Source organism: Nocardia sp. CDC153 (genome assembly GCF_035818515.1).
Classification (GTDB): domain Bacteria; phylum Actinomycetota; class Actinomycetes; order Mycobacteriales; family Mycobacteriaceae; genus Nocardia.
Genome location: NZ_JAYKYU010000009.1, coordinates 86,670 through 109,552 on the forward strand (window position 1 = coordinate 86,670; position 22,883 = coordinate 109,552).

Genomic DNA, 22,883 nt, shown 5'->3' on the forward strand with positions numbered 1-22,883 from the left:
CAGACCGAATCATTGACAGTATGCTGTCAAATATGACAGCATACTGTCATGATGAGAACAGTCCACATGGCCGTGTACGACACCTTCTCGGACTGGGAGGTCGGATATGCGACGGCCCACATCAATCGCGAACTGTGGCACCGGGATCCGGGGAACTGGCGGGTGAAGACGGTGGCGCTCACCGCCGATCCGGTCACCTCGATGGGTGGCATGCGAGTCGTGCCGGACCTGGTGCTCGAGGACCTGAAGCCCGCCGACAGTGCCATGCTCATACTCCCCGGATTGGGCACCGAATTCGATCCGGACAGTCCGATCACGGCGTTCGCCCGTGAGGCCCGGGAGTTCCTCGCCGCCGGTGTCCCGGTCGCCGCCATCTGCGGTGCGACCTTCGGCCTGGCGAAGGAGGGGCTGCTCGACGAGCGGCCGCACACCAGCAACGACCCGGGATACCTTGGCTACTCCGGATATTCGGGGGGCGAGCACTACGTCACGTCGGCGACCGCGGTCACCGATGGGGACCTGATCACGGCGACCGGCACCCGTCCGGTGGACTTCGCCCGCGAGATCTTCGCTCGCCTCGACATTTTCGAGCCGCACGTGCTCGAGGCCTGGTACAAGCTGTACGGAAACAATGACCCCGCCGGGTTCTACGCGCTCTACGAGTACGAGCAGCAGCGGGCGGTGAAAACCCGATGACGCGCACCGAACAGCAGCTCTTCGCCACCGCGGCGGTCACGTCGTTCAAGCTGAACGGTCAATTCCTCGCCATCGCGGAGGAATTGGCCAAGCCCGCCGGAATCACCGTGGCCTGGTGGCAGGTGCTGGGCGCGGTGGTGCACGGGCCGCTGCCGGTCGCGGGCATCGCGCGCGAGATGGGCATCACCCGGCAGAGCGTGCAACGCGTCGCGGATCTGCTGGTGGACAAGGGATTTGCCGAATACCGCCCGAATCCGGCGCATCGGCGCGCCAAGCTGGTGGCGATCACCGAGGGCGGTCACGACGCGGTGCGACGGATCGATCCGCAGCACGCGGCCATGGCGAAACGCCTGACGGCGCAACTGGGTAAGGAAAAGCTGGCCCGCATCGTGGACGCGCTCACCGACCTGTCGGTCGCCCTCGAAGCGCTCGAGGGCGACGCTACGGACGCGGCGTGACCGGTCTTTTCGACTAGGCCGAGAACGGGTCCTTGGTCTTGCCGACCAGGGCCGCCACCGACGGCAGGATGGTGGTCGGGCGGTACGGGAACTGTTCGACCAGAGCCGGGGTGGAGATGCCGGTGGTCACGAGGATGGTGCGCATGCCCGCCTCGAGCCCCGCGATCACATCGGTGTCCATGCGGTCGCCGATCATGACCGTGGACTGCGAGTGCGCGCCGATGCGGCGCAGTGCCGAGCGCATCATCAGCGGGTTGGGCTTGCCGACGTAGTACGGCTCCTTGCCGGTGGCCCGGGTGATCAGCGCCGCGACCGAGCCGGTGGCCGGGAGAATGCCCTCGCGCGAGGGTCCGGTGGCGTCGGGATTGGTGGCGATGAAGCGCGCGCCCGCCGCGACGAGCCGGATGGCGGTGGTGATGGCTTCGAAAGAGTAGGTGCGGGTTTCGCCCAGCACCACGTAGTCCGGATCGGAATCGGTGAGGATGTAACCGATTTCGTGCAGCGCGGTGGTGAGGCCGGACTCGCCGACCACGTAGGCGGTGCCGCCCGGGCGCTGCTCGTTCAGGAAGGTCGCGGTGGCCAGCGCGGAGGTCCAGATGGCCTCGACCGGGATCTCCAGGCCGGTGTGCTTGAGCCGGGCCTGCAGATCGCGCGCGGTGTAGATCGAATTGTTGGTGAGCACCAGGAACGGGATGTCGTTGTCGCGCAGTTCGGCGAGGAACTGATCGGCCCCGGGCACCAGGTGGTTCTCGTGCACGAGGACGCCGTCCATGTCGGTCAGGTAGGAGAGGATCGGATCTGCGCTCGAGTTGGTCACGCGCACATTCTCCGCTATCCCCGGACCGGGCGCTCATATATTCCTGCTCTTGCTGACCGTCCGACCGGTCTCATCCCTGGAATACCGTTCCCCGACCCGGGGTTCGACGTCTTGGGTGTGACCCCTGCCGCACCGCTTTCCGCCGCTGACTAGGGTGCGAGGTAAGTCCGTTTGCGGCGCGCGCGTCGCAGGCGACCGGCGGGAGGTTGGCCCGCACAACCCAAGCGCAGCAAGGCGACAGGAGTGCCCAGGTGAAGGACCTCAAGCTCGGTTACAAGGCATCCGCGGAACAGTTCGGCCCGCGCGAACTGGTGGAGCTGGCGGTGGAGGCGGAGGCGCACGGCCTCGACTCCGCGACCGTCTCCGACCATTTCCAGCCCTGGCGGCACAATGGCGGTCACGCCCCGTTCTCGCTGGCCTTCCTGGCCGCGGTGGGCGAGCGCACCAGCCGCATTCAGCTCGGCACCTCGGTGCTGACCCCGACCTTCCGCTACAACCCCGCGGTCATCGCGCAGGCCTTCGCCACCATGGGCTGCCTGTACCCGGGCCGCATCATGCTCGGCGTCGGCTCCGGCGAGGCGCTCAATGAGATCGCCACCGGCTACACCGGCGAATGGCCCGAATTCAAGGAGCGTTTCGCGCGGCTGCGCGAGTCGGTGGATCTGATGCGCGCCCTGTGGACGGGCGAGCGCACCGATTTCGACGGCCAGTACTACAAGACCGTCGGCGCCTCCATCTACGACGTGTCCAAGGGCGGCATCCCGGTCTACATCGCCGCGGGTGGTCCGCTGGTGGCCCGCTACGCCGGTCGCGCCGGTGACGGTTTCATCTGCACCTCGGGCAAGGGCATGGACCTCTACACCGAGAAGCTCATGCCCGCCGTCGAGGAGGGCGCGGCCAAGGCCGGGCGCACCCTCGACGACATCGACCGGATGATCGAGATCAAGATCTCCTACGACACCGATCCCGTTCTGGCGCTGGAGAACACCCGCTTCTGGGCCCCGCTGTCGCTGACCGCCGAGCAGAAGCACTCCATCACCGACCCGATCGAGATGGAGGCCGCGGCCGACGCGCTGCCGATCGAGCAGATCGCCAAGCGCTGGATCGTGGCCAGCGATCCCGACCAGGCCGTCGAGCAGATCAAGCCGTACCTGGACGCGGGCCTGAACCACCTGGTCTTCCACGCCCCCGGGCACGACCAGAAGCGCTTCCTGGACCTGTTCCAGCGCGATCTGGCCCCGCGTCTGCGCGCGCTCTGACGCGTCGCGTCCCATTCGACTCTGACGGGACCTGCGTCACACCTCATCGAGCGGCACATCGGGACGGACATCCCTTGCGAAGTCCGGTCCCGGTGTGCCGCTCGTTGGCTGAAAAGTGGTGCCGGACCGGGACATATGTCATGTGATTGCGGTCTCGCGCCGATGGGTTCGGGTATGGGCGGTCGCGGAAACCCCAGCTCGGACGGGCCTTGACCAACTAATAGCAACTGTGCATCAGTCGGACCGAATGTCGTGTTGCCAGGCAGCAGCGGAAATCGGCCCATATCGGTCGGTAGTCTTCTGCTCATGGCTGCCACACCGGTTTCCAGTGTCTACATCGCGTCCCCCGAGGGCGACACCGGCAAGTCGACGGTGGCGCTCGGCGTCCTGCAGGCCCTCGCCGCGACCACACCGCGCGTAGGCGTGTTCCGACCCATCACCCGGTCCGCGAACGGACGCGACTACATCCTCGAGCTGCTGCTCGAGCACTCCACCTCCGATGTCGACTACGACCAGGCCATCGGCGTCACCTACGAACAGGTGCACGAGGACCCGGACGCGGCGATCAGCGAGATCGTGATGCGCTATCACGCGGTCGCCAAGCAGTGCGACGCCGTGCTCATCATCGGCTCCGACTACACCGATGTCGCCAGCCCCAGCGAACTGCGCTACAACGCCCGCATCGCCGTGAACCTCGGTGCGCCCGTGCTGCTCGTGGTGCGCGGAATCGGCCGCACCCCAGACGAATTGGGTCAGCTGGTGGAGCTGTGCCGCGGCGAGCTGGTGGCCGAGCACGCCAAGCTGGTGGCCGTGGTCGCCAACCGCTGCGAGCCCGCCCAGCTCGAGGCCGACGACGCCGTGCTGAAAAAGGTTGCGGCCGTGCCGTCCTGGGCGCTGCCGGAGGTGCCGCTGCTGCAGGCCCCCACCATGGAGGAGCTGCGCGAGGCCATCGGCGGCGAACTCTACAGCGGCGACCCGGAACTCATGCAGCGCGAGGCCCTCGAGGTGATCGTCGGCGGCATGACCGCCGAACACATTCTGGAGCGGCTCACCGACGGCGTCGCCGTCATCACCCCCGGCGACCGCTCCGACGTGCTGCTCGCCCTGGTGAACGCCCATGAGGCGGAAGGCTTTCCGTCGCTGGCGGGCATCATCATGAACGGCGGCATGCTGCCCGAGCCGTCCATCGCGCGGCTCATGGCGGGCCTCAAGCCCAAGCTGCCCATCCTCTCCACCGACCTCGGCACCTACGAGACCGCCAAGGCCACCGCGCTCACCCGCGGCCGGGTCTCGCTGTCCAGCATTCGCAAGGTCGACACCGCGCTGGCCGTCATGGAGGAGCGCGTAGATCCGCGAGAACTGTTGCGGCAGATCGACGTTCCGATTCCGAACGTGGTCACCCCGCAGATGTTCGAATACCAGCTCATCGAGCGCGCCCGCAACGACCGCAAGCGCATCGTGCTGCCCGAGGGCGACGACGACCGCATTCTGCGCGCCGCCGGTCGCGTGCTGCAGCGCAAGATCGCCGACCTCACCATTCTCGGCGAGGAGGCCGCCATTCGCGGCCGCGCCGCCGAACTGGGCGTGGACATCGACGCCGCCGAGGTGCTCGACCCCAAGACCTGCCCGCTGCGCGACGAATTCGCCGAGGAGTACGCCCGCCTGCGCGCCCACAAGGGCATGACGGTGGACCGCGCCCGCGAATTCATGAGCGACATCTCGTATTTCGGCACCATGATGGTGCACATGGGTGTCGCCGACGGCATGGTGTCGGGTGCGGCGCACACCACCGCGCACACCATCCGCCCGTCCTTCGAGATCATCAAGACCACGCCGGGCGTGTCCACGGTGTCGTCGGTCTTCCTCATGTGTCTCGCGGATCGGGTGCTGGTGTACGGCGACTGCGCCGTGGTGCCGGACCCGACCCAGGAACAGCTGGCCGATATCGCCATCTCCTCCGCGCGCACCGCCGCCCAGTTCGGCATCGACCCGCGCGTGGCCATGCTCTCGTACTCGACCGGTGAATCCGGCTCCGGCGCGGACGTCGACAAGGTCCGCACCGCCACCAAGCTGGTGCACGAGCGTGCCCCGGAGTTGTTGGTGGAGGGCCCGATTCAGTACGACGCCGCCATCGAACCCACGGTGGCCAAGACCAAGCTGCCCAATTCCGAGGTGGCGGGTCAGGCGACGGTCTTCATCTTCCCGGACCTCAATACGGGTAACAACACCTACAAAGCGGTGCAGCGCAGCGCCGGCGCGGTGGCCATCGGCCCCGTGCTCCAGGGTCTGCGCAAGCCGGTCAACGACCTCTCGCGCGGCGCGCTCGTCGCCGACATCGTCAACACCGTCGCCATCACCGCCATTCAAGCCCAACAGGAGGCGCAATGAAGGTACTGGTGATCAATTCCGGTTCCTCGTCCATCAAATATCAACTGCTGGAACCGGAATCGGCTCATGTGGTGGCCTCCGGCACGGTGCAGCGCATCGGCGAGGACGTCGAGGGCGATGTCGTCACCGTCGAACACAAGTGCGGCGGAGAGACTTTCGAGCACCGCGGACCCGTCGCCGATCACGCGGCGGGCCTGCGGGTGGTGTTCGACCTGTTCGGCGCGAGCGGCCAGGATCTGGCCCACGCCGACCTGGGTGCGGTCGGGCACCGGGTGGTGCACGGCGGCGAGGTCTTCTACCGGCCGACCCTGATCGACGACGACGTGGTCAAGGCGATCATCGACCTGTCCGCGCTGGCCCCCCTGCACAATCCGCCGAATGTCACCGGCATCGAGTCGGCGCGGGCGCTGCTGCCGGACGTGCCGCAGGTCGCGGTGTTCGACACCGCGTTCTTCCACAACCTGCCCGCCGCCGCCAAGACCTACGCCATCGACGCGGAAACCGCCGCCGCGCACGGCATTCGCAAGTACGGCTTCCACGGCACCTCGCACGACTACGTCTCCGGGCAGGTCGCGGCCTTCCTGGGCAAGGACCGGTCCGAGCTCAATCAGATCGTGCTGCACCTGGGCAACGGCGCGTCGGCCTCGGCCATTCGCGCCGGACGGGCCGTCGACACCACCATGGGTCTGACCCCGCTCGAGGGCCTGGTCATGGGCACCCGCTCCGGAGATCTGGACCCGGGCATCATCTTCCACCTGATCCGCACCGCGGGCATGGGCGTGGACGATGTGGACAACCTGCTCAACCGGCACTCCGGCATCAAGGGCATCTCCGGTGTCAACGACTTCCGCGAACTGGGTCAGCTCATCGAAACCGGCCATCCCACCGCGAAATTGGCCTTCGACGTCTACATCCACCGCCTGCGCCGCTACATCGGCGCGTACCTGATCGACCTGGGCACGGTGGACGCCATCACCTTCACCGCCGGTGTCGGCGAGAACGACGCGCACGTCCGCGCCGAGGCGCTGGCCGGGCTGGAGAACTACGGCATCAAGCTCGACGAGGCCCGCAATACCGCGAAAGACCGCTCGGCCCGGCGCATCTCGACGGACGACTCCGCGATCTCGGTACTGGTGGTGCCGACCAACGAGGAGCTCGCCATCGCCCGCGCGGCCGCCGACCTGGTGGCCTGAAAACTTCTTCATGAAAACATCACGATGCCCCTGGCATCGTGGTCGACGGGCCCGGTTCTTCCCCGGTCCACCGGAACCCGTGTCGCACCACGCACAACTGCGGTAGGGATCGAACATATCCCTCGCCGACCCCGTGATCTCAGGCTGCCCCCGAGATCGCCGCAGGCGACACGGGCTCTCTCCGGGTGATCAGAACCAGGATTTGGCGCGCACCGCGTTGGCCAGGTCCACGAGGGCGTAGCGGTGCGTGCGCGCGGGTGCGGAGCGCGCCAGGCCGCGCAGACCCGTTTCGATGCCGCGGCGCAGATCCCGTTCGGTGAACGGGGAGCCGAACAGCTTGGCGGCGGGCGACTTCGGACGTTTCCCGGCCTGCACCCAGCCCAGCGCGATGCCCAGGGTGAGGATGCGCAGCTGTGCCGCGCGCCCCTCGCCGGGCGGCAGATCCTGCACCCGCGCGGCCGCGACATGCAGTGTCGATTCATCCAATTCCGCTGCGGGAGCGCAGGTCAGCAGCATGAGGACGGCCGTCATGCGCGCCTCGGAGTAGTGCCGCGAGGCGGGCGGCACCTGATCCAGCGCGTGCACGGCCGCGGTGATGTTCCCCGCCGCGGCCAGCTGGCGGGCCAGCCCGAACGCGGCGCTCACCACACCCCGGTCGGTGCGCCACACGGTGGCGTAGTAGTTCTCGGCGTAGACCCGCCACTCCTCCGGATCTGGCGAATCCCAGTGCTGGAGAATGAGTTCCGCCGTGGCGGCCAAGGCCAGCTTGGGTCCGATCTCGCCGGGCAGCGCCTCCAGTACCGCGTCGAAGCGGGCGAAGGCGCGCTCGTATTCCAGTTCCAGCAGCTCGGTCAGGCCCAGGTACCAGTCGATGCGCCAATCCGGGGCTGGCGGCAGCGGCTCGTCGGCGAGTCGGTCCAGCAGCATGCGCGCGGCCGCGGGTTCCTGGAGATCCAGGTGGGCGCGGGCCTCGGCCAGGGTCACCTCGAGCTCGAAAGTCTCGGGCGCGCCGCCGGGTTCGGCCGTGGCGCGCTGGCGGGCGTGCCGCAGTTCGTCGAGGGCGTGGCGGGGTTCGGGATGCGCGGCCCCGGCCAGCAGCGGCGCGGAGGGGTCGCCGGGATCGATGATCGGCACCGGCAGCGCCGCCACCACCTCGCCGGGCCGCAACAGGGTGTCGCGGGCGACGCCGTCGATGATGCCGTCGGTCTGCGCGATCAGCTCACCCGTCCCGAAACTGGTGCGCGGCGGGCTGAACAGCGTGGACAGCTGCGGATGCTCGGTCCCGGTCTCCACGGCCAGGATCTCGCGAAGGACACCCGTGAGCTGGTTGCCCAGCACCCGCGCCGAGGGGAAGCGGCGATCCGGGTCCGGGTGGGTGGCGCGCAGCAGCAGCCGATAAAGGAACCGGTGCCGGGCCAGGATCGGCTCGTCCTTGGGGTCCGGGATGCCGTCCACATACGCGCCGCGTTCCATCGGCATGTGCAGGGTGAGCACGGCCAGCGTGCGGCCCACGGTGTAGATGTCCGAGGCCACGGTCGGCCCGGTCTGCGCGATCTCCGGCGCCTGATATCCCCTGGTGCCGTACAGGTTTCCGTACGCCTCGAACTGGCTGACCGCGCCCAGGTCGATGAGCTCCACCCGATCGGTGGTGATCATGATGTTGTCGGGCTTGAGGTCGTTGTAGGCCAGCCCCACCGAGTGCAGATAGTCCAGTGCCGGCAGGATCTCCAGCAGATACGCGATGGCCTCGGTGACCGGCATGCGTTCGGGCGCATAGTGATCGAGCAGATCGCGCAGCGAATGCCCGCCCACGTACTCCATGACGATATAGCCGATGGGCGTCCCGTCCGAACCCGCGTGCTCCACGAAATTGTGGATCTTCACGATGCTCGGATGCGCCACCTCGGCCAGGAACTGCCGTTCGGCCACGGCCACGGCCTGCGCCTCGGCGTCACCGGCGTGCAAGAGGCCCTTGAGCACCACCCAGCGGTCGCTCACATTCCGGTCGATGGCCAGATAGATCCAGCCCAACCCGCCGTGCGCGATACAGCCCTGGATCTCGTACTGCCCGGCCACCCGATCGCCCGGATGCAGCGACGGCCGGAAATCGTAAGGCGCGCCGCAGGTTTGGCAGGTGCCCACCGTGGTCGACGGCTGCGTCGGCGTGGCCCGCCCCACCGGTTTCCCACAGCGCCAACAGAATCGGCGACCCTCGGCCACCACCGGATCCTCCAGCACCGCGGCTTCCGGATCGACCGGTTCGACCGTGGGGATCGGCACCAGCCCGGCCCCGAGCCGCCGGACCACCGGCCGCGGGCGCGTCATGCGCGCGGTCCGCTGTGAGGGTCGCGTCGGTGTGCGCGGCTCGGATTCGGGGACGGACTCCGCCTTCGGGACGGGCTCCGCCTCGGGAACGGCCTCGTCCGCCTCCCCGGCCGTGCGCGGTGTCAACTGGGTGCGCTCGGTGGCCTGCGTCGGCGGGAATTCCGCACTGTCCCCGGCCGGTTCGGGCCGGGTGGTGATCTCGGTGCGCGCGGGCTCGGATCCGGACGGCGTGGTCATCAATCCTGATACCTCGGTGCGGGCGGGATGGCCGCGGTGCCCAGCTCGGACACCAGCCAGCGCTGGTAGAGCCGGTCCCAGGTGCCGTCGGCGCGAATCCGTTCCAGGGTGCCGTTGACGAAGCGGACCAGATCGTCCGAGCCCTTGGAGATGCCGATGCCGTACTGCTCGGTGCTCAGATTCGGCCCGACCACCTCGGTGGCCGGATCCTGTTCGGCCAGACCGGCCAGGACGGTGTCGTCGGTGCTGACCGCGTCGACCTGCCGCTGCTGCAGCACCACCAGGCAGTCGGCCCAGCCGGGCACGGTGAGGACGGAGGCGGCGGGCTGCTGCCGCCGAATCAGGTCGAGCGAGGTGGTGCCGCTGGCCACGCACACCCGCTTGCCCGCGAGATCGGTGAGCCCGGCGATGCCGGAGTCGCGCACGGTCAGCACCCGCTGGTGCGCCTGCAGATACGAGGTCGAGAAGGTGACCGTCTGCCGCCGTTGGCAATTGATGGTCATGGTCTTCACCACGACGTCCACGGTGTGCTCCACCAGGGCCTTCTCGCGATCGGCCGAGCTGAGGATCCGATATTCGATCGCGGCCGGATCGCCGAGCAGATCCCGGGCCAGCTCCTTGGCGATGTCCACGTCGAAGCCGGCCAGGGTGCCGGTGGTCGGATCGCGGAAGCTGAACAGATTGCTGCCCGGGTCCAGGCCCACGAGTAGTCGGCCGCGCGCCCGAATGGCATCGATGTTCGGGCCGCTGCGAATCCCATTGGGCCGCAGGCTGGCCGTCGGGTCCCCGCAGTCGGGGGCGACCGGCGGCGGGGCCGATTGCGTCTGCGCCACCACGGCTCCCGACGGCAGCGGCGGTTCGATATAGCTCGGCACCCGGGTGGACGGCGCGGGCGGCGGTGGCGTGTCGTCGCCGCAGGCCGCCGTGGCGGCCACGGCCAGCGCCAGGGCCGCGAGGGCGAGCGGACGGGCGGGTCTTCGCATCATCGGTACTCCCGCAGCCGTGGCCACAGACCCGCCGCGACCAGCACCGCGGCCGCCGTGCTCAGCACCAGCGCACCCGGCCCGAGCAGGTCCAGGGTGCGGGCGGCGTGAGAGGTGTCGGCGCGCAACATGTTCCGGGTCTCGGCGATGCCGTCGCCGAGGGCCTTGTCCAGGGCGTCGGTCTGGGCGGTGGCCTCGTTCGCGCCGGGCCCGGTCGCGACGGCGGCGGCGCCGAGGAAATCGCCCTTGGACAGCGCCTCGTTCATGCGCTGATGGGCGGCCCGCCAGCGGTCCAGCGCGTCCGCGGCGGTCTTCACGTCGTTCGCGCCGGGCGCGTCGGATGCGTAGCCGGACAGGATGTTTCGCAGTTTTCCAATGGCCTGGTCGTAGGTGCGGTCGTAGTCGGCGCTGGTGTCGCGGCGCACCAGTTTCAGGGTCTCGGCGGTGCGCGCCTGCTGGGCCAGGATGCGGCTCTCGGTGAGCGCGGCGGTCGGAATGCTGCCGTCGTCGCGGGCGTGGGTGGTGTCCACCGCGGAGATGATGCCCGCCACCACCGTCCAGGCCAGCAGCACCACCATGGTCGCGCTGGCCAGCAGCAGACCGAGATTCAATACCCGGTGCCAGCGGCGGAACAGGAACAGCTGCGCGATGATCAGGGCCGCGACGGCCAGCAGCGGCAGCAGGATGGCCGGCCACGGCGGCCGCACGTGATTGCGCTGGGTGGCGGTGATGGCCGCGGACCGGTGCTCCTGCAGTTCCTGCGCCATCGGCAGCAGGGTGGTCTGCATGAGATTGGAGGCCTCGCTCAGATACGCCGCGCCGACCGGTTGTCCGCCGCGATTGTTGGCCCGCGCGGTCTCGACGATCCCGGTGTAGACCGGCAGGCCGGTGGCGATCCCGCTGCGCAGATGCGTATCCGCGTCGCCCTCACTGCGATTGGACTGGGTGACCAGTTCGGCGGCGGCCTCGCCGACCGCCTGGTTGTAGCGGTCGCGCACCGGCTTGGGCTCCAGCCCACCGGAGATGAACGCGGTGCCCGCCGACGCGTCGGCCACCGACAACGAGGTGTAGAGCCGCTGCGCCGAGTAGGCGTCGGGTTCCGATTCGCTCAGCAGTACGTCGAGGGCTTGTTGCCGGTTGGTGACCGCGGTGGCGGTCACGATGCCCGCGGTCACACACAGACTCAGCAGCACCAGTCCGACGGCGATCAATTTGGCCGGGGAGGACTGGGCGAACGAGCGCAGTTCGGTGGTGGCGAAGCGTTCTCGCCAGGCCGCGGCGGACGCGCGCGGGGACAGCTCCTCGATATCCAACTCCGCGGTACGAGCCATCCTCACCTCCCAGTGACCGAAATCGAACGACCGACTTGTTCCCGTCGGATGAGCTTATTGTGGACGTACCTCCGCCGTGACGCGGGAATCCCCGCGGTGTGCCCCACCGTGCGGGAAACGCGCACCACGGCGTGTTCGGACGATGGGATTGTGGCGATGCGTGGTGACGGCGACGGTTGGGCGGAAAGTCCGGATGGCACCCGTCAATGGGGCCGTTACGGCGCTGCCGGACTGTTGCTGCGGGCCCCGCTCATCGGCGGCGGCTCCGCGGTCCTGCTGCATCACCGCGCCGCGTGGACCCATCAGGGCGGCACCTGGGCCCTGCCCGGCGGCGCCCGCGACTCGCACGAGACCACCGTGCACGCCGCGGTCCGCGAGGCCGAGGAGGAGGCGGGCATCGCGCCCGGCTCGATTCGCGTGCGCGGCTCCCGGGTGACCGCGACCGCGCCCAGCGGCTGGACCTACACGACGGTCGTCGCCGACGCGGCCGACCGCCTCGAGACCCGCGGCAACAAGGAGAGTCAGGATCTGGTCTGGGTCCCCGAGGACGAGGTCGAGGACCGTCCGCTGCATCCGGGTTTCGCCGCGGCCTGGCCGACCCTGCGCGCCACACCCACCCGCGTCAGCCTGGAGGGTTTCGCCGAGTCCGAGGCGGTGGCGGCCGCGTTGCCGCGCACCCTGGACCTGGCCGAGCTCGGATTCCTCTGGCTGCACTCCAATGGCGACGGGGACGGCCGCACGGCCCGCATCGGCGGCGGATCCGACCCGAAACAGACCGAATTGGCCGGAAATGTGTTGTTCCTCACTCTGGATCAGGTGTTGTCTTGAGCCGTGAGCACGCGCGAGCTTCCGACCTACTGCCGAATCTGTGAGCCGCTCTGCGGGCTGATCGCCACCGTCGAGGACGGTCGGCTGGTGCAGCTGCGCGCCGACAAGGAGCATCCGCTCTCCCGCGGCAATGCCTGCCCGAAGGGCATCGCGTTCACCGAGATCCAGAACGATCCGGACCGCGTGCTCCACCCGCTGCGGCGCACGCCCGAGGGCGAGTTCGAGCGGATCTCCTGGGATACCGCGCTGGACGAGATCGGCGAGCGGCTGCGCCGACTCATCGACCTGCACGGAATCGAAAGCCTCGGTTGGTATTTCGGGAACCCGTCCTCCTTCTCCTACTCACACACCCTGTGGATGCTGGGATTCCAGCTGGCCGCCGGGCTGAAGCACGTGTATTCGGCGGGCTCCCAGGACGTGAACAACCGCTTCGTGGCCAGTCAGCTGCTCTACGGCTCGCTCACCTCGGTGCCGGTGCCCGACCTGGACCGCACCGACTTCCTGCTCATGCTGGGCGCGAATCCGCTGATCTCGCACGGCAGTGTGATGAGCGTGCCGCGGATTCGCGAGAAGCTCACCGCGATCACCAAGCGCGGCGGCCGCGTGGTCGTGGTCGATCCGCGAAACACCGAGACGGCCAAGCTGTTCGAGCACGTCGGGGTGCGCGCGGACGGAGACGCCTGGCTGCTGGCCGCGCTGCTGCAGGTCATCTTCGACGAGGGTCTCGAGGACGCCGAAGCCTTGCGCCGCCAAGCCTCCGGGGTCCGCGAATTGCGCACGGCCGTCAGCCGTTTCACGCCCGAGGCCACCGCCGAGGTGACCGGCCTCGAACCCGACCGGGTGCGCGCCCTGGCGCGCGATCTGGCCCGCGCCGAGAGCGCCGCCGTCTACGGCCGCACCGGCACCTGCCTGGGTCGGCACGCCACCCTGGTGGCCTTCCTCATCGACGCGCTGTCCCTGGTCACCGGCAATCTGGACCGGCCCGGCGGCGCCGTCTTCGGCAAGGAGCTGGTGGCGGTCTCCAAGCTGAACGCCCGCCTGGGTTTCGTCGGCTACGGCAAGAACCGTTCCCGCGTGGGCGGATTCCCGGATGTGCTGGGCACCTTCCCGGCCGCCATCATGGCCAAGGAGATCACCACGCCGGGGCCGGGTCGACTGCGGGCCCTGTTCACCTCGGCGGGCAATCCGGTGTCCTCGGTGCCCAACGGCCGCGAATTGGCCTCCGCCCTGGCACAACTCGACCTGCACGTCTCCATCGACATCTACGTCAACGACTCCAACCGGCTGGCCGACTACATCCTCCCGGCGACCACCTTCCTCGAGCGCGACGACATTCCGCTGCCGTTCACCGCGCTCTCCCCGACCCCGTACACCCAGTACACCGAGCGCGTCGTGGAGCCGTACGGGGAGGCCCGCGAGGAATGGCGGATCATCGACGCCCTCGCGACCCGAATCGGCGTGCAGCCCTTCGCCGTCGGGCCGGCTCGCCCGATGGGTCGCCTGCTGAGCTCATTGCGCCGCCGCGTGCCCGGCCTGGCCTCGGCGCGCCCCACCCCGACCCTGCTGGCGGATCTGGCCCTGCGCACCGGCCCCTACGGTGATCTGTTCGGCCTGCGCCGCAAGGGAATCAGCCTGCGCATGCTGCGCCGCCACCCGCACGGCGTGGTGCTGGCCGACGCCATCACCACCGGCGTGCTGCGAGAAGTGGTGATGCACAAGGGCGGTCGCGTCCGGCTGGACCCCGACGAGATCATCATCGAGTTGCGCACCCTCGCCGATCGTCCCGCCGACCCCACCTACCCGCTGCGCGTGATCGGCCTGCGCGAGCTCAAATCCCACAACTCGTGGATGCACAATGTCGAGGCGCTCATGCGCGGCGACCGCGAGCACGCGGCCCGCATCAACCCCAAGGACGCCGCGGTGGCGGGCATCAACGACGGCGACCGCTGCCGGGTCACCTCCGCCCACGGCTCCATCGAGGTCACCGCCCGCCTGACCGAGGACATGACCGAGGGCACCGTGGCCATCCCGCACGGCTGGGGTCACCGCGGCGGCTGGCAGCGCGCGAACGCCGCGGGCGGCGCGAACGTCAACGACCTGATGTCCACCGAGCTCGCCGATGTGGAACGCCTCGCGGGCATGTCCAACCTGAACGGCGTCCCCATCCGCCTGGACCCGGTCGCCTGATCAGCGGTCGTTCTCGAGGATCCGCTGTTTGATCGCGCGGGCCGCGGCCTCCGGGTCGTCGGCCTCGGTAATGGCTCGTACCACCACGATTCGGGTCGCGCCCGCGTCCAGCACCTCGGGGAGGGTCTGCTCGTCGATGCCGCCGATGGCGAACCACGGGCGCTGGGTGTGCGAATCGGCGGTGGAGCGGACCAGGTCGATGCCCGCGGGGGTGCGGCCGGGCTTGGTCGGGGTGGCGAAGACCGGGCCGGTGCAGAAGTAGTCGATGTGTTCGTCGATCGCGGCCAGTCCGGCCTGCGCGCGATTGTGGGTGGAGCGGCCCAGCACGACCTCGCTGCCCAGAATCTGCCGCGCGTACCAGGGCGGCAGATCGCCCTGACCCAGGTGCAGCACGTCGACCCCGGCCGCGAGCGCGATATCGGCGCGGTCGTTGCAGGCGACCAGCGCGCCGTGGCGGCGGGCCGCGGCCTTCAATTCGGCGAGCGCACCCAGTTCGGCCTTGGCCTCGAGCGGGCCGAACTGCTTCTCCCCGCGCGAGCCCTTGTCGCGGATCTGAATGATGTCGACACCGCCCGCGAGGGCGGCTTCGGCGAACTGGGCCAGGTCGCCCTTGTCGCGGCGGGCGTCGGTGCACAGGTAGAGCCGCGCGGTCGCGAGACGCTCCCGTGGGGATACCGGCCGGTTCGGGTGGGAGGGTTGCACAGCCACGACGGTAGTCGCGCTACGGTGGTTGAGTCGAAACGACCCATGGGGACGCACCCGCTGCCGGGCAGCGCGACGGTCACCCGTGAATTTTCGGTTTCGAAAGGTATATATGCAGGTCCCGGCGGCGTCCGGGCGGGTTAGGTGGATCTAATGCGGACTTTGGCCGTCGTCGGCGGCGGTGTGATCGGACTGTCGGCGGCCTGGCGGGCCGCCGGAGCGGGCTTTACCGTCACCCTCTTCGACCCGGCCGTCGGCTCCGGAGCCTCCTGGGTGGCGGGCGGCATGCTCGCACCGCTGTCCGAAGGCTGGCCCGGCGAGGACGAGGCCCTCGCCTTCGGCGCCGCCTCCCTCGCCCGCTGGCCCGGCTTCGCCGCCGAGCTGAAGGCGATCAGCGGTACCGATGTCTTCGTCGCCGATGAGACCCTGACCGTCGCCCTCGACGCCGCCGATGCCGCGGACCTGCGCACCATCGCCGACTGGGTCAATGCCCGCGGCCACGAACTGCGCGTCTTGGACCGCGCGGGCGTGCGCGCCGCGGAACCGAATCTGGGTCGCGGTGTGCGCGCCGGACTGCTCGCGAGCACCGAACCGGCCGTGGACAATCGGGCCCTGGTCGACGCGCTCCGAATCGCCTGCGGCGCAGCCGGAGTCGAGTTCCGCGCCGAACGCGTGGCAGCCCTGGCCGACCTGCCGCACGACCGCGTCGTCCTCGCGACCGGGGCCGCCGCGGCGCAGCTGTGGCCCGGTCTGCCGATTCGACCGGTGAAGGGCGAGATCCTGCGCCTGCGCCGCCGCCCCAGCGCGCCGACCCCGCCCCGGCGCGTCATTCGCGCGCGCGTGCACGGGCGTCCCATCTACATCGTGCCCCGCCACGACGGAATCGTTTTGGGCGCAACCCAATACGAGGTCGGCTTCGACACCGCCGTCACCGTGGCGGGCGTGCGCGATCTGGTCACCGACGCCGAGTCGGTGCTGCCCGGCCTGGGCGAGTACGAATTCGCCGAGGCCATCGCCGGTCACCGCCCCGGCACCCCGGACAATCTGCCGCTCATCGGCCATCTCGACGACCGCGTGATCGTGGCGGCGGGCCACGGCCGCAACGGCATTCTCGATACCCCCGTCACCGCCGACGCCGTCCTCGCCCTGCTCACCGATACCGAGCTGCCCGAGGCCGCCCCCGCGCATCCGCGGCGGTTCCCCGAATCTTCGGTTGCCGCATCGCTTTACCCAGGAGGAGTTCGATGACAATCCCGGTCGGCGTGACCGTGAACGGGCAGGACCATGTCTTCCCCGACGCGCTCACCGTGCGTGAACTGCTGGATCGCCTGAACCTGCCGTCCCAGGGCGTGGCCCTGGCCATCGACGGCGCGGTGTTCCCCAAGTCCCGCTGGGACGAACCGGTCGGCCGCGGCTGGGAGATCGAGGTGCTGACGGCGGTGCAGGGTGGCTAGTCTCGTCGAGCCCCTGGTCATCGCGGGTCGCGAATTCGGTTCGCGGCTCATTACCGGCACCGGCGGCGCGGAGAATCTGGCGGTCCTGGAGGAGGCACTGGTCGCCTCCGGCACCGAGCTGACCACCGTGGCCATGCGCCGGGTGGACGCCGCGGGCGGCACCGGCGTGCTGGATCTGCTCAAGCGCCTCGAGATCGCCCCGCTGCCCAATACCGCAGGCTGTCGCACCGCCGCCGAGGCCGTGCTCACCGCGCAGCTGGGCCGCGAGGCGCTCGAAACCGATTGGGTGAAGCTGGAAGTCATCGCCGACGAGCGCACCCTGCTGCCCGACGCCATCGAATTGGTCGCCGCCGCCGAGCAATTGGTGGACGACGGCTTCACCGTGCTGCCCTACACCAATGACGATCCGGTGCTGGCCAAGCGGCTCGAGGACATCGGCTGCGCCGCGGTCATGCCGCTGGGCTCGCCCATCGGCACCGGCCTGGGCATCGGCAATCCGCACAATATCGAGATGATCGTGGCCGCCGCGGGCGTCCCGGTCATTCTCGACGCGGGCATCGGCACCGCCAGCGACGCCGCCCTGGCCATGGAACTCGGCTGCTCGGCCGTGCTGTTGGCGACCGCGGTCACCCGCGCCCGCCAGCCCGCCCTCATGGCCGCCGCCATGGCCCGCGCCGTCGAGGCCGGTTGGCTCGCCCGCCAGGCCGGTCGCATCCCCAAGCGCTTCTGGGCCCAGGCCTCCTCGCCCGGATTCTGAGCAGACGGGCCGAATTCCGAACCGGTCGGCCCTGATTGTGAACCCGGAGTCGTGGTCCGGCCGTAGTCATCCCTGAGGATGAGCGACGCGCTACCAATTAGCGATAGTGCGCGCTCCGAATGTGGGGAAGACTGGTGCCCATGATCGAACTGAGAGGCCTGACCAAACACTACGGCCAGACCGTCGCGGTGTCGGACCTGTCGTTCACGGTCCCGCCCGGCCAGGTGACCGGCTTTCTCGGCCCCAATGGGGCGGGCAAGTCGACCACCATGCGCATGATCCTGGGACTCGACACCCCGACCTCGGGCACCGCCCTCATCAACGGCCAGCCCTACCACGAATTGAAGAAGCCGCTGGAGACGGTCGGCGCGCTGCTCGACGCGAAGTGGGTGCACCCCAACCGTTCCGCGCGCTCGCATCTGCGCTGGATGGCCGCCTCCAATGACATTCCGGCCGCCCGGGTCGAGGAGGTGCTGCGCCTGGTCGGCCTGTCCGAGGTGGCCAACAAGAGCGCGGGCGGCTTCTCCCTGGGCATGTCGCAGCGGCTCGGCCTGGCCGGGGCGCTGCTCGGGGATCCGCAGGTGCTGCTGTTCGACGAGCCGGTCAACGGCCTGGACCCCGAGGGCATCCTGTGGATCCGCCGCTTCATGCAGCGGCTGGCGGGGGAGGGTCGCACCGTGCTGGTGTCGAGCCACCTGCTCTCCGAAATGGCCCAGACCGCAGAGCATCTCATCGTGATCGGCCGCGGCCGCCTGATCGCCGACACCACCACGAAGGATTTCATCGAGAAGGCCTCGGAACAGTCGGTGCGCGTGCGCAGTCCGCAGCTGGATCAGCTGCGCAGCCTGCTCACCTCCAATGGCATGACCGTCCGCGAGGACGGGGCCGAGGCCGACGGTCCGGCCCTGGTCGTCGCCGGTGTCACCAGTGACGCGGTCGGAAAATTGGCCGGCGCCAACGACATCACGCTCTACGAGCTCTCGCCGCAGCGGGCCTCGCTGGAGGAGGCGTTCATGCGCATGACCGGTGGCGCGGTGCAGTACCACGGCGAAGGCTTCGATCAGGTTATGGGAGGTGCGCTCTGATGGGAGTGCTCGCGGCGGAACGAATCAAGCTCACCTCGACCAAGTCCCCGGTCTGGTGCACGGCCCTGCTGGTGGTGTTCGCGCTCGGTATCGCGGCCCTGTTCAGCCTGGCGCTCAATGCCTCCTGGCGGGTGTTCCAGGATCAGCTGGCCGAGGGCAAGATGACCCCTGCCGACGCCCCTTACGCGGAGAACTCGGTGGCGGGCCTGGGCATCACCGGTCTGGCCCAGGGCATTCCGGGTTTCGGCTACCTGATGGTCATGATCCTGGCCGCGCTCGCGGTGACCAGTGAATACCGCTTCGGGACCATCAAGACGACCTTCCTGGCCAGCCCGAACCGGACCACGGTCCTGCTCACCAAGGCGGGTGTCATCGGGGTAGCTATGAGTTTGCTGAGCGCGATGCTGACCTTCCTCGGATTCTTCATCTTCAAGGCGATGGTCACCCACGACGCGGGCAGTCACCTGAGCCTGAGCAGCGGTGATCTGCGCGTCTTCTACGCCGTGCCGCTGTTCATCCTGCTGGTGGTGTTCCTGGCCGTGGGCGTGGGCACGCTGATCCGGCAGTCGGCGGGCGCGTTGTCGCTGCTGATCGTGTGGCCGGTGATCATCGAGCCCATGGTCGGCGCGTTCGGCAAGATCGGCCGCGAGATCCAGGTGCTGCTGCCGTTCCAGAACGCGGGCCGGTTCCTGGGTACCGTGGACGAGAAATCCCAGTACTGGCACTGGGGACCGTGGGGTGGTCTGATCTACTTCGCCGTCTTCGTGGCGATCGTCTTCGGTGCCGCGCTGTTCGTGGTGAACAAGCGCGACGCCTAGCTCGTGACCATCGAATAGAGACCCTGCCCGGGGAGCCGCCGGCCACTGCCCGGCCCGGCGGCAGGCATCGGCCCGATGCGGAATTCCGTGTCGGGCCGATGTCATTTCCGAGCGGCGGGCTAAGGCCGTGTGAAAACTTTCGCTTCCGGCCGGAATCTTCTAGATCTCGGACTGAACGGTCTGTAGCATCGCCTCAGCAACCAAAACACTCAAACATCGGCGGGTCCAATGAAGTGGCCGCTAGCACCGATCGGGAGGTGTCAGGTGGCAATCATTGATCCATCCCAGGACCGAGCCCTGGGATACGCTCTGGGCGTGAGCGAACGACCCTCCGACGGCGGTGAACGCGCCTCCGACGCGAACCGCACGGACGGACTGGGAACCGATCGCAACCGCTCGCGCGAGGCGAGCGGCAACCGGGCGCGGGACAACCGCATCGACCCGGATGTGGTCATTCCCCTGATCCCCGCCGAACTCTCCGCGGACGACGCCGAATCCGACGGGCAGCCGCGTCGGCGCGGCCGGTTTCCGGGGCAGCTCTCGGCCCTGGTCAACGCCGCCAATCAGCGCGGCGATCTGATCGGCGTCATCCGCAAGGCCCGCGAGAACCTGCCCGGCGATCCGGCCTTCGGCGATCCGCTCTCGGTGTCCGGTCCCGGCGGCGTGCGCGCCGTGGCTCGCGCGGCCGACAAGCTGGTCGGCGATTCCCCCAGTGCCGCACGCGAATTGGGGCTGGGCGCGCTGCAGGTCTGGCAGGCCATGCTGGAACGGGTCGGCAAAGGCCGTGGGGCGCAGGAGATCACCATCATGTTCACCGATCTGGTGGCCTTCTCCAGTTGGTCGCTGGCCGCGGGCGACGAGGTGACCCTGGATCTGCTGCGGCGGGTGGCCAAGGCCATCGAGCCGCCGATCAATGATCGCGGCGGCCAGGTGGTCAAGCGCATGGGTGACGGTGTCATGGCCGTGTTCCCGTCCGCGGACCGCGCGGTGCGCGCGGCCATCGCCGCCAAGGAGAACCTCTCCGCGGTTTCCGTGGACGGCTACCGCCCGCAGATGCGCCTGGGCCTGCACACCGGCAGCCCGCGGGAGATCGGCGGCGACTGGCTCGGCATCGACGTGAATATCGCCGCCCGCGTCATGGAGGCGGGCGGCAATGGCAACACCATGATCTCGGGCGCGACCCTCGACGCCCTGCAGCCCGAAACGCTCGAGGAACTCGGCCTGGGCGTAAAGCCTTACCGCCGGAGCTTTTTCGCGGCTCCCCTCAGCGGGGTCCCGGAAGATCTGCGCATCTTCCGCCTCGAAGCCGAATAGCTAGCTGGTCATCCACAAGATCGCGCCCACTGCCGCGAGGACGCCGCACGCGCCCAGGCCGATGGCCAGTGGCCGCGAGGTCTTGAACAGCGAGTACGCCCCGCCGAGCAGGAATCCGGCGAGGGCGAGCAGGACGATGGCGGTGACGTCTGAGGACACGCGCCCAGTCTGCCTGAAGGTTGCCGCCACTCCGGTCACCGGTCCCGAACTGGTGATTCTTTGAATAACAAGCACGCGGGCTTGCTTTTTTCAGGGGTGGATGTGACCCTGTAACCGACCGCAGCGCCGAAGCTGCGCCGGACTCAGGTGTGCACAGGAGGCCCTTCATGAGTCAGCTCGCCGACACTCCGGATGTCATCCGGATCGGCAATTGTTCCGGGTTCTACGGCGATCGGCTCAGCGCCATGCGGGAGATGCTCGAGGGCGGGCAGCTCGACGTGTTGACCGGCGACTATCTGGCCGAGCTCACCATGCTGATCCTGGGACGGGATCGCATGAAGGATCCGAACCTCGGCTACGCCAAGACCTTTGTGAAGCAGGTGGAGGACTGCCTCGGGCTGGCCCTGGAGTCGGGCGTGAAGATCGTGTCGAACGCGGGCGGGCTGAATCCGGCCGGGCTCGCGCAGCGGATCCGCGAGGTGGCCGAGAACCTCGGTCTCGCACCGAAAGTCGCCCATGTGACCGGTGACGACCTGCTGGCACGCGCGGGCGAACTCGGGCTGGGCGCACCGCTGACCGCCAATGCCTATCTGGGCGGGTGGGGCATCGCCGAATGCCTGAACGCGGGCGCGGACATCGTGGTGACCGGCCGGGTCACCGACGCGTCGGTGGTCGTCGGACCGGCGGCCGCGCACTTCGGCTGGGGCCGAACCGATTACGACGCGCTGGCCGGTGCGGTGGTGGCGGGGCACGTGATCGAATGCGGTACCCAGGCCACCGGCGGCAACTTCGCCTTCTTCACCGAGATCGCCGATCTGGGCCGCCCCGGCTTCCCGATCGCCGAGGTGCGCCGCGACGGCAGCAGCGTCATCACCAAGCACGAGGGCACCGACGGCGCGGTCACCGTGGACACGGTCAAGGCGCAGCTGATGTACGAGATCCAGGGTGCGCGCTACGCCGGGCCGGATGTCACCGCGCGGCTCGACAGCATCCGGGTGAGCCAGGACGCGCCGGATCGGGTGCTCATCAGCGGGGTCACCGGTGAGGCCCCGCCGCCGCGGACGAAGGTCTCCACCAACACCATCGGCGGCTTCCGCAACGAGATGGAGTTCATCCTCACCGGCCTCGATATCGAGGCCAAAGCCGCACTGGCGCAACGGCAGCTGGAATCCTGGCTGGCCGTCCGGCCCGCCGAGCTGGAGTGGACCCTGGCCCGCCTGGACCGCCCCGACGCCGACACCGAGGAGCAGGCCAGCGCCCTGCTGCGCTGCGTGGTGCGCGACCCGGACCCGAACAAGGTGGGCCGCAATTTCTCCAGTGTCGCGGTCGAATTGGCGCTGGCCAGCTTCCCCGGCTTTTCGCTGACCTCCCCGCCCGGCAACGGCGGCCCCTACGGCGTGTTCACGCCGGGCTACGTGGATGCCAAGGAGGTCCCGCACACGGCGGTGCTGCCGGACGGCTCCGAGGTGGCGATCGCCCCGGCGGGGGAGACCCTCGAACTCGACGCGGTCGCCGAACCGGCGCTGCCGCAACCGCTTCCGGCGGGCGCGAGCAAGCGGGTGCCGCTGGGCACGATCGCGCTCGCACGCTCCGGTGACAAGGGCGGTAACGCGAACATCGGTGTCTGGGTCCGCACCGAGGAGCAGTGGCGCTGGCTGGTGCACACCCTCACCGTCGACGAGCTGCGCCGCCTGCTGCCGGAGACCGCCGAGCTGCCCGTCACCCGGCATGTATTGCCGAATCTGTTGGCACTCAACTTCATTGTCGAAGGCCTGCTCGGCGCGGGCGTGGCCTATCAGGCCCGTTTCGACCCGCAGGCCAAGGGGCTCGGCGAATGGCTGCGGGCCCGACACCTCGAGATCCCCGTGGAGCTGCTGCCATGACCACCGGAT

At 69.1% G+C, this 22,883-nt stretch carries 20 protein-coding genes; 14 read left to right on the plus strand and 6 right to left on the minus strand.

Going from position 1 to position 22,883, the window contains the following annotated elements:
* Positions 1–51 precede the first annotated feature (51 nt).
* Positions 52–696, plus strand: a complete 645-nt coding sequence (locus VMT65_RS36630) for a type 1 glutamine amidotransferase family protein (protein WP_326313366.1) — start codon at positions 52–54, stop codon at positions 694–696.
* Positions 693–1,154 (plus strand): MarR family winged helix-turn-helix transcriptional regulator, encoded by a 462-nt coding sequence (locus VMT65_RS36635; RefSeq protein ID WP_326313287.1) that lies wholly within the window; start codon positions 693–695, stop codon positions 1,152–1,154. The genes VMT65_RS36630 and VMT65_RS36635 overlap by 4 nt, the downstream gene beginning before the upstream one ends.
* Before the next feature lie 13 nt (positions 1,155–1,167).
* Here VMT65_RS36635 and VMT65_RS36640 read toward each other — a convergent pair whose 3' ends face one another.
* Complete coding sequence (locus VMT65_RS36640) at positions 1,168–1,926, minus strand: HAD-IIA family hydrolase (RefSeq protein ID WP_326313367.1); 759 nt, start codon at positions 1,924–1,926, stop codon at positions 1,168–1,170.
* A 296-nt stretch (positions 1,927–2,222) separates the two neighbouring features.
* Here VMT65_RS36640 and fgd point away from each other — a divergent pair, with 296 nt between their 5' ends.
* The 3 genes from fgd (at position 2,223) to VMT65_RS36655 (ending at position 6,811) form a co-directional block, all read left to right on the plus strand.
* Complete coding sequence (fgd, locus tag VMT65_RS36645; protein ID WP_326313288.1) at positions 2,223–3,230, plus strand: glucose-6-phosphate dehydrogenase (coenzyme-F420); 1,008 nt, start codon at positions 2,223–2,225, stop codon at positions 3,228–3,230.
* A 306-nt stretch (positions 3,231–3,536) separates the two neighbouring features.
* Positions 3,537–5,618, plus strand: a complete 2,082-nt coding sequence (gene pta, locus VMT65_RS36650) for a phosphate acetyltransferase (protein ID WP_326313289.1) — start codon at positions 3,537–3,539, stop codon at positions 5,616–5,618.
* Positions 5,615–6,811 carry an acetate kinase gene (locus VMT65_RS36655; RefSeq protein WP_326313290.1) on the plus strand — a complete coding sequence of 399 codons (1,197 nt, stop codon included), beginning with the start codon at positions 5,615–5,617 and terminating at the stop codon, positions 6,809–6,811. The genes pta and VMT65_RS36655 overlap by 4 nt, the downstream gene beginning before the upstream one ends.
* A 189-nt stretch (positions 6,812–7,000) precedes the next feature.
* Here VMT65_RS36655 and VMT65_RS36660 read toward each other — a convergent pair whose 3' ends face one another.
* From VMT65_RS36660 to VMT65_RS36670, 3 genes are read right to left on the minus strand one after another with little or no spacing between them, the layout of a single operon-like run.
* The gene (locus tag VMT65_RS36660) at positions 7,001–9,373 is read right to left on the minus strand and encodes a serine/threonine-protein kinase (protein WP_326313291.1); all 2,373 of its coding nucleotides are present in this window, start codon (positions 9,371–9,373) and stop codon (positions 7,001–7,003) included.
* Positions 9,373–10,356 (minus strand): glutamate ABC transporter substrate-binding protein, encoded by a 984-nt coding sequence (locus VMT65_RS36665; RefSeq protein WP_326313368.1) that lies wholly within the window; start codon positions 10,354–10,356, stop codon positions 9,373–9,375. Before VMT65_RS36665 ends, VMT65_RS36660 begins: the two co-directional genes overlap by 1 nt.
* Positions 10,356–11,687 (minus strand): hypothetical protein, encoded by a 1,332-nt coding sequence (locus VMT65_RS36670; protein WP_326313292.1) that lies wholly within the window; start codon positions 11,685–11,687, stop codon positions 10,356–10,358. Before VMT65_RS36670 ends, VMT65_RS36665 begins: the two co-directional genes overlap by 1 nt.
* A gap of 156 nt (positions 11,688–11,843) precedes the next feature.
* Between VMT65_RS36670 and VMT65_RS36675 the strand changes: the two genes are divergently transcribed.
* Together VMT65_RS36675 and VMT65_RS36680 are read left to right on the plus strand one after the other, a co-directional pair.
* Positions 11,844–12,515 carry an NUDIX domain-containing protein gene (locus tag VMT65_RS36675; RefSeq protein ID WP_326313369.1) on the plus strand — a complete coding sequence of 224 codons (672 nt, stop codon included), beginning with the start codon at positions 11,844–11,846 and terminating at the stop codon, positions 12,513–12,515.
* A 3-nt stretch (positions 12,516–12,518) separates the two neighbouring features.
* Entirely contained in the window at positions 12,519–14,702 is a 2,184-nt protein-coding gene (locus tag VMT65_RS36680; RefSeq protein ID WP_326313293.1) for a molybdopterin-containing oxidoreductase family protein, read from the plus strand.
* Here VMT65_RS36680 and thiE read toward each other — a convergent pair whose 3' ends face one another.
* A complete protein-coding gene (gene thiE, locus VMT65_RS36685; RefSeq protein ID WP_326313294.1) occupies positions 14,703–15,404 on the minus strand; it encodes a thiamine phosphate synthase in 702 nt (233 codons plus the stop codon).
* A gap of 153 nt (positions 15,405–15,557) precedes the next feature.
* Here thiE and thiO point away from each other — a divergent pair, with 153 nt between their 5' ends.
* From thiO to VMT65_RS36715, 6 genes are all read left to right on the plus strand, one after another.
* Entirely contained in the window at positions 15,558–16,652 is a 1,095-nt protein-coding gene (gene thiO, locus VMT65_RS36690; RefSeq protein ID WP_326313295.1) for a glycine oxidase ThiO, read from the plus strand.
* Entirely contained in the window at positions 16,649–16,858 is a 210-nt protein-coding gene (gene thiS / locus VMT65_RS36695) for a sulfur carrier protein ThiS (RefSeq protein WP_326313296.1), read from the plus strand. The genes thiO and thiS overlap by 4 nt, the downstream gene beginning before the upstream one ends.
* Positions 16,851–17,615, plus strand: a complete 765-nt coding sequence (locus VMT65_RS36700; RefSeq protein WP_326313297.1) for a thiazole synthase — start codon at positions 16,851–16,853, stop codon at positions 17,613–17,615. Before thiS ends, VMT65_RS36700 begins: the two co-directional genes overlap by 8 nt.
* A gap of 140 nt (positions 17,616–17,755) precedes the next feature.
* Positions 17,756–18,700 carry an ABC transporter ATP-binding protein gene (locus VMT65_RS36705; RefSeq protein WP_326313298.1) on the plus strand — a complete coding sequence of 315 codons (945 nt, stop codon included), beginning with the start codon at positions 17,756–17,758 and terminating at the stop codon, positions 18,698–18,700.
* Positions 18,700–19,518, plus strand: coding sequence for an ABC transporter permease (locus VMT65_RS36710; protein ID WP_326313299.1), 819 nt, complete (start codon positions 18,700–18,702; stop codon positions 19,516–19,518). The genes VMT65_RS36705 and VMT65_RS36710 overlap by 1 nt, the downstream gene beginning before the upstream one ends.
* 546 nt (positions 19,519–20,064) lie before the next feature.
* Positions 20,065–20,832 carry an adenylate/guanylate cyclase domain-containing protein gene (locus VMT65_RS36715; protein WP_326313370.1) on the plus strand — a complete coding sequence of 256 codons (768 nt, stop codon included), beginning with the start codon at positions 20,065–20,067 and terminating at the stop codon, positions 20,830–20,832.
* Here the strand turns inward: VMT65_RS36715 and VMT65_RS36720 are convergent, their stop codons facing one another.
* On the minus strand, positions 20,833–20,991 hold the full coding sequence (locus tag VMT65_RS36720; RefSeq protein WP_326313300.1) for a hypothetical protein: 159 nt from the start codon (positions 20,989–20,991) through the stop codon (positions 20,833–20,835).
* Between the two features lie 167 nt (positions 20,992–21,158).
* On the opposite strand from VMT65_RS36720, the gene VMT65_RS36725 reads away from it, so the two are divergent.
* Positions 21,159–22,874: an acyclic terpene utilization AtuA family protein gene (locus VMT65_RS36725; protein WP_326313301.1), complete on the plus strand. Its 1,716-nt coding sequence runs from the start codon at positions 21,159–21,161 to the stop codon at positions 22,872–22,874.
* The last annotated feature ends 9 nt before the right edge of the window (positions 22,875–22,883 follow it).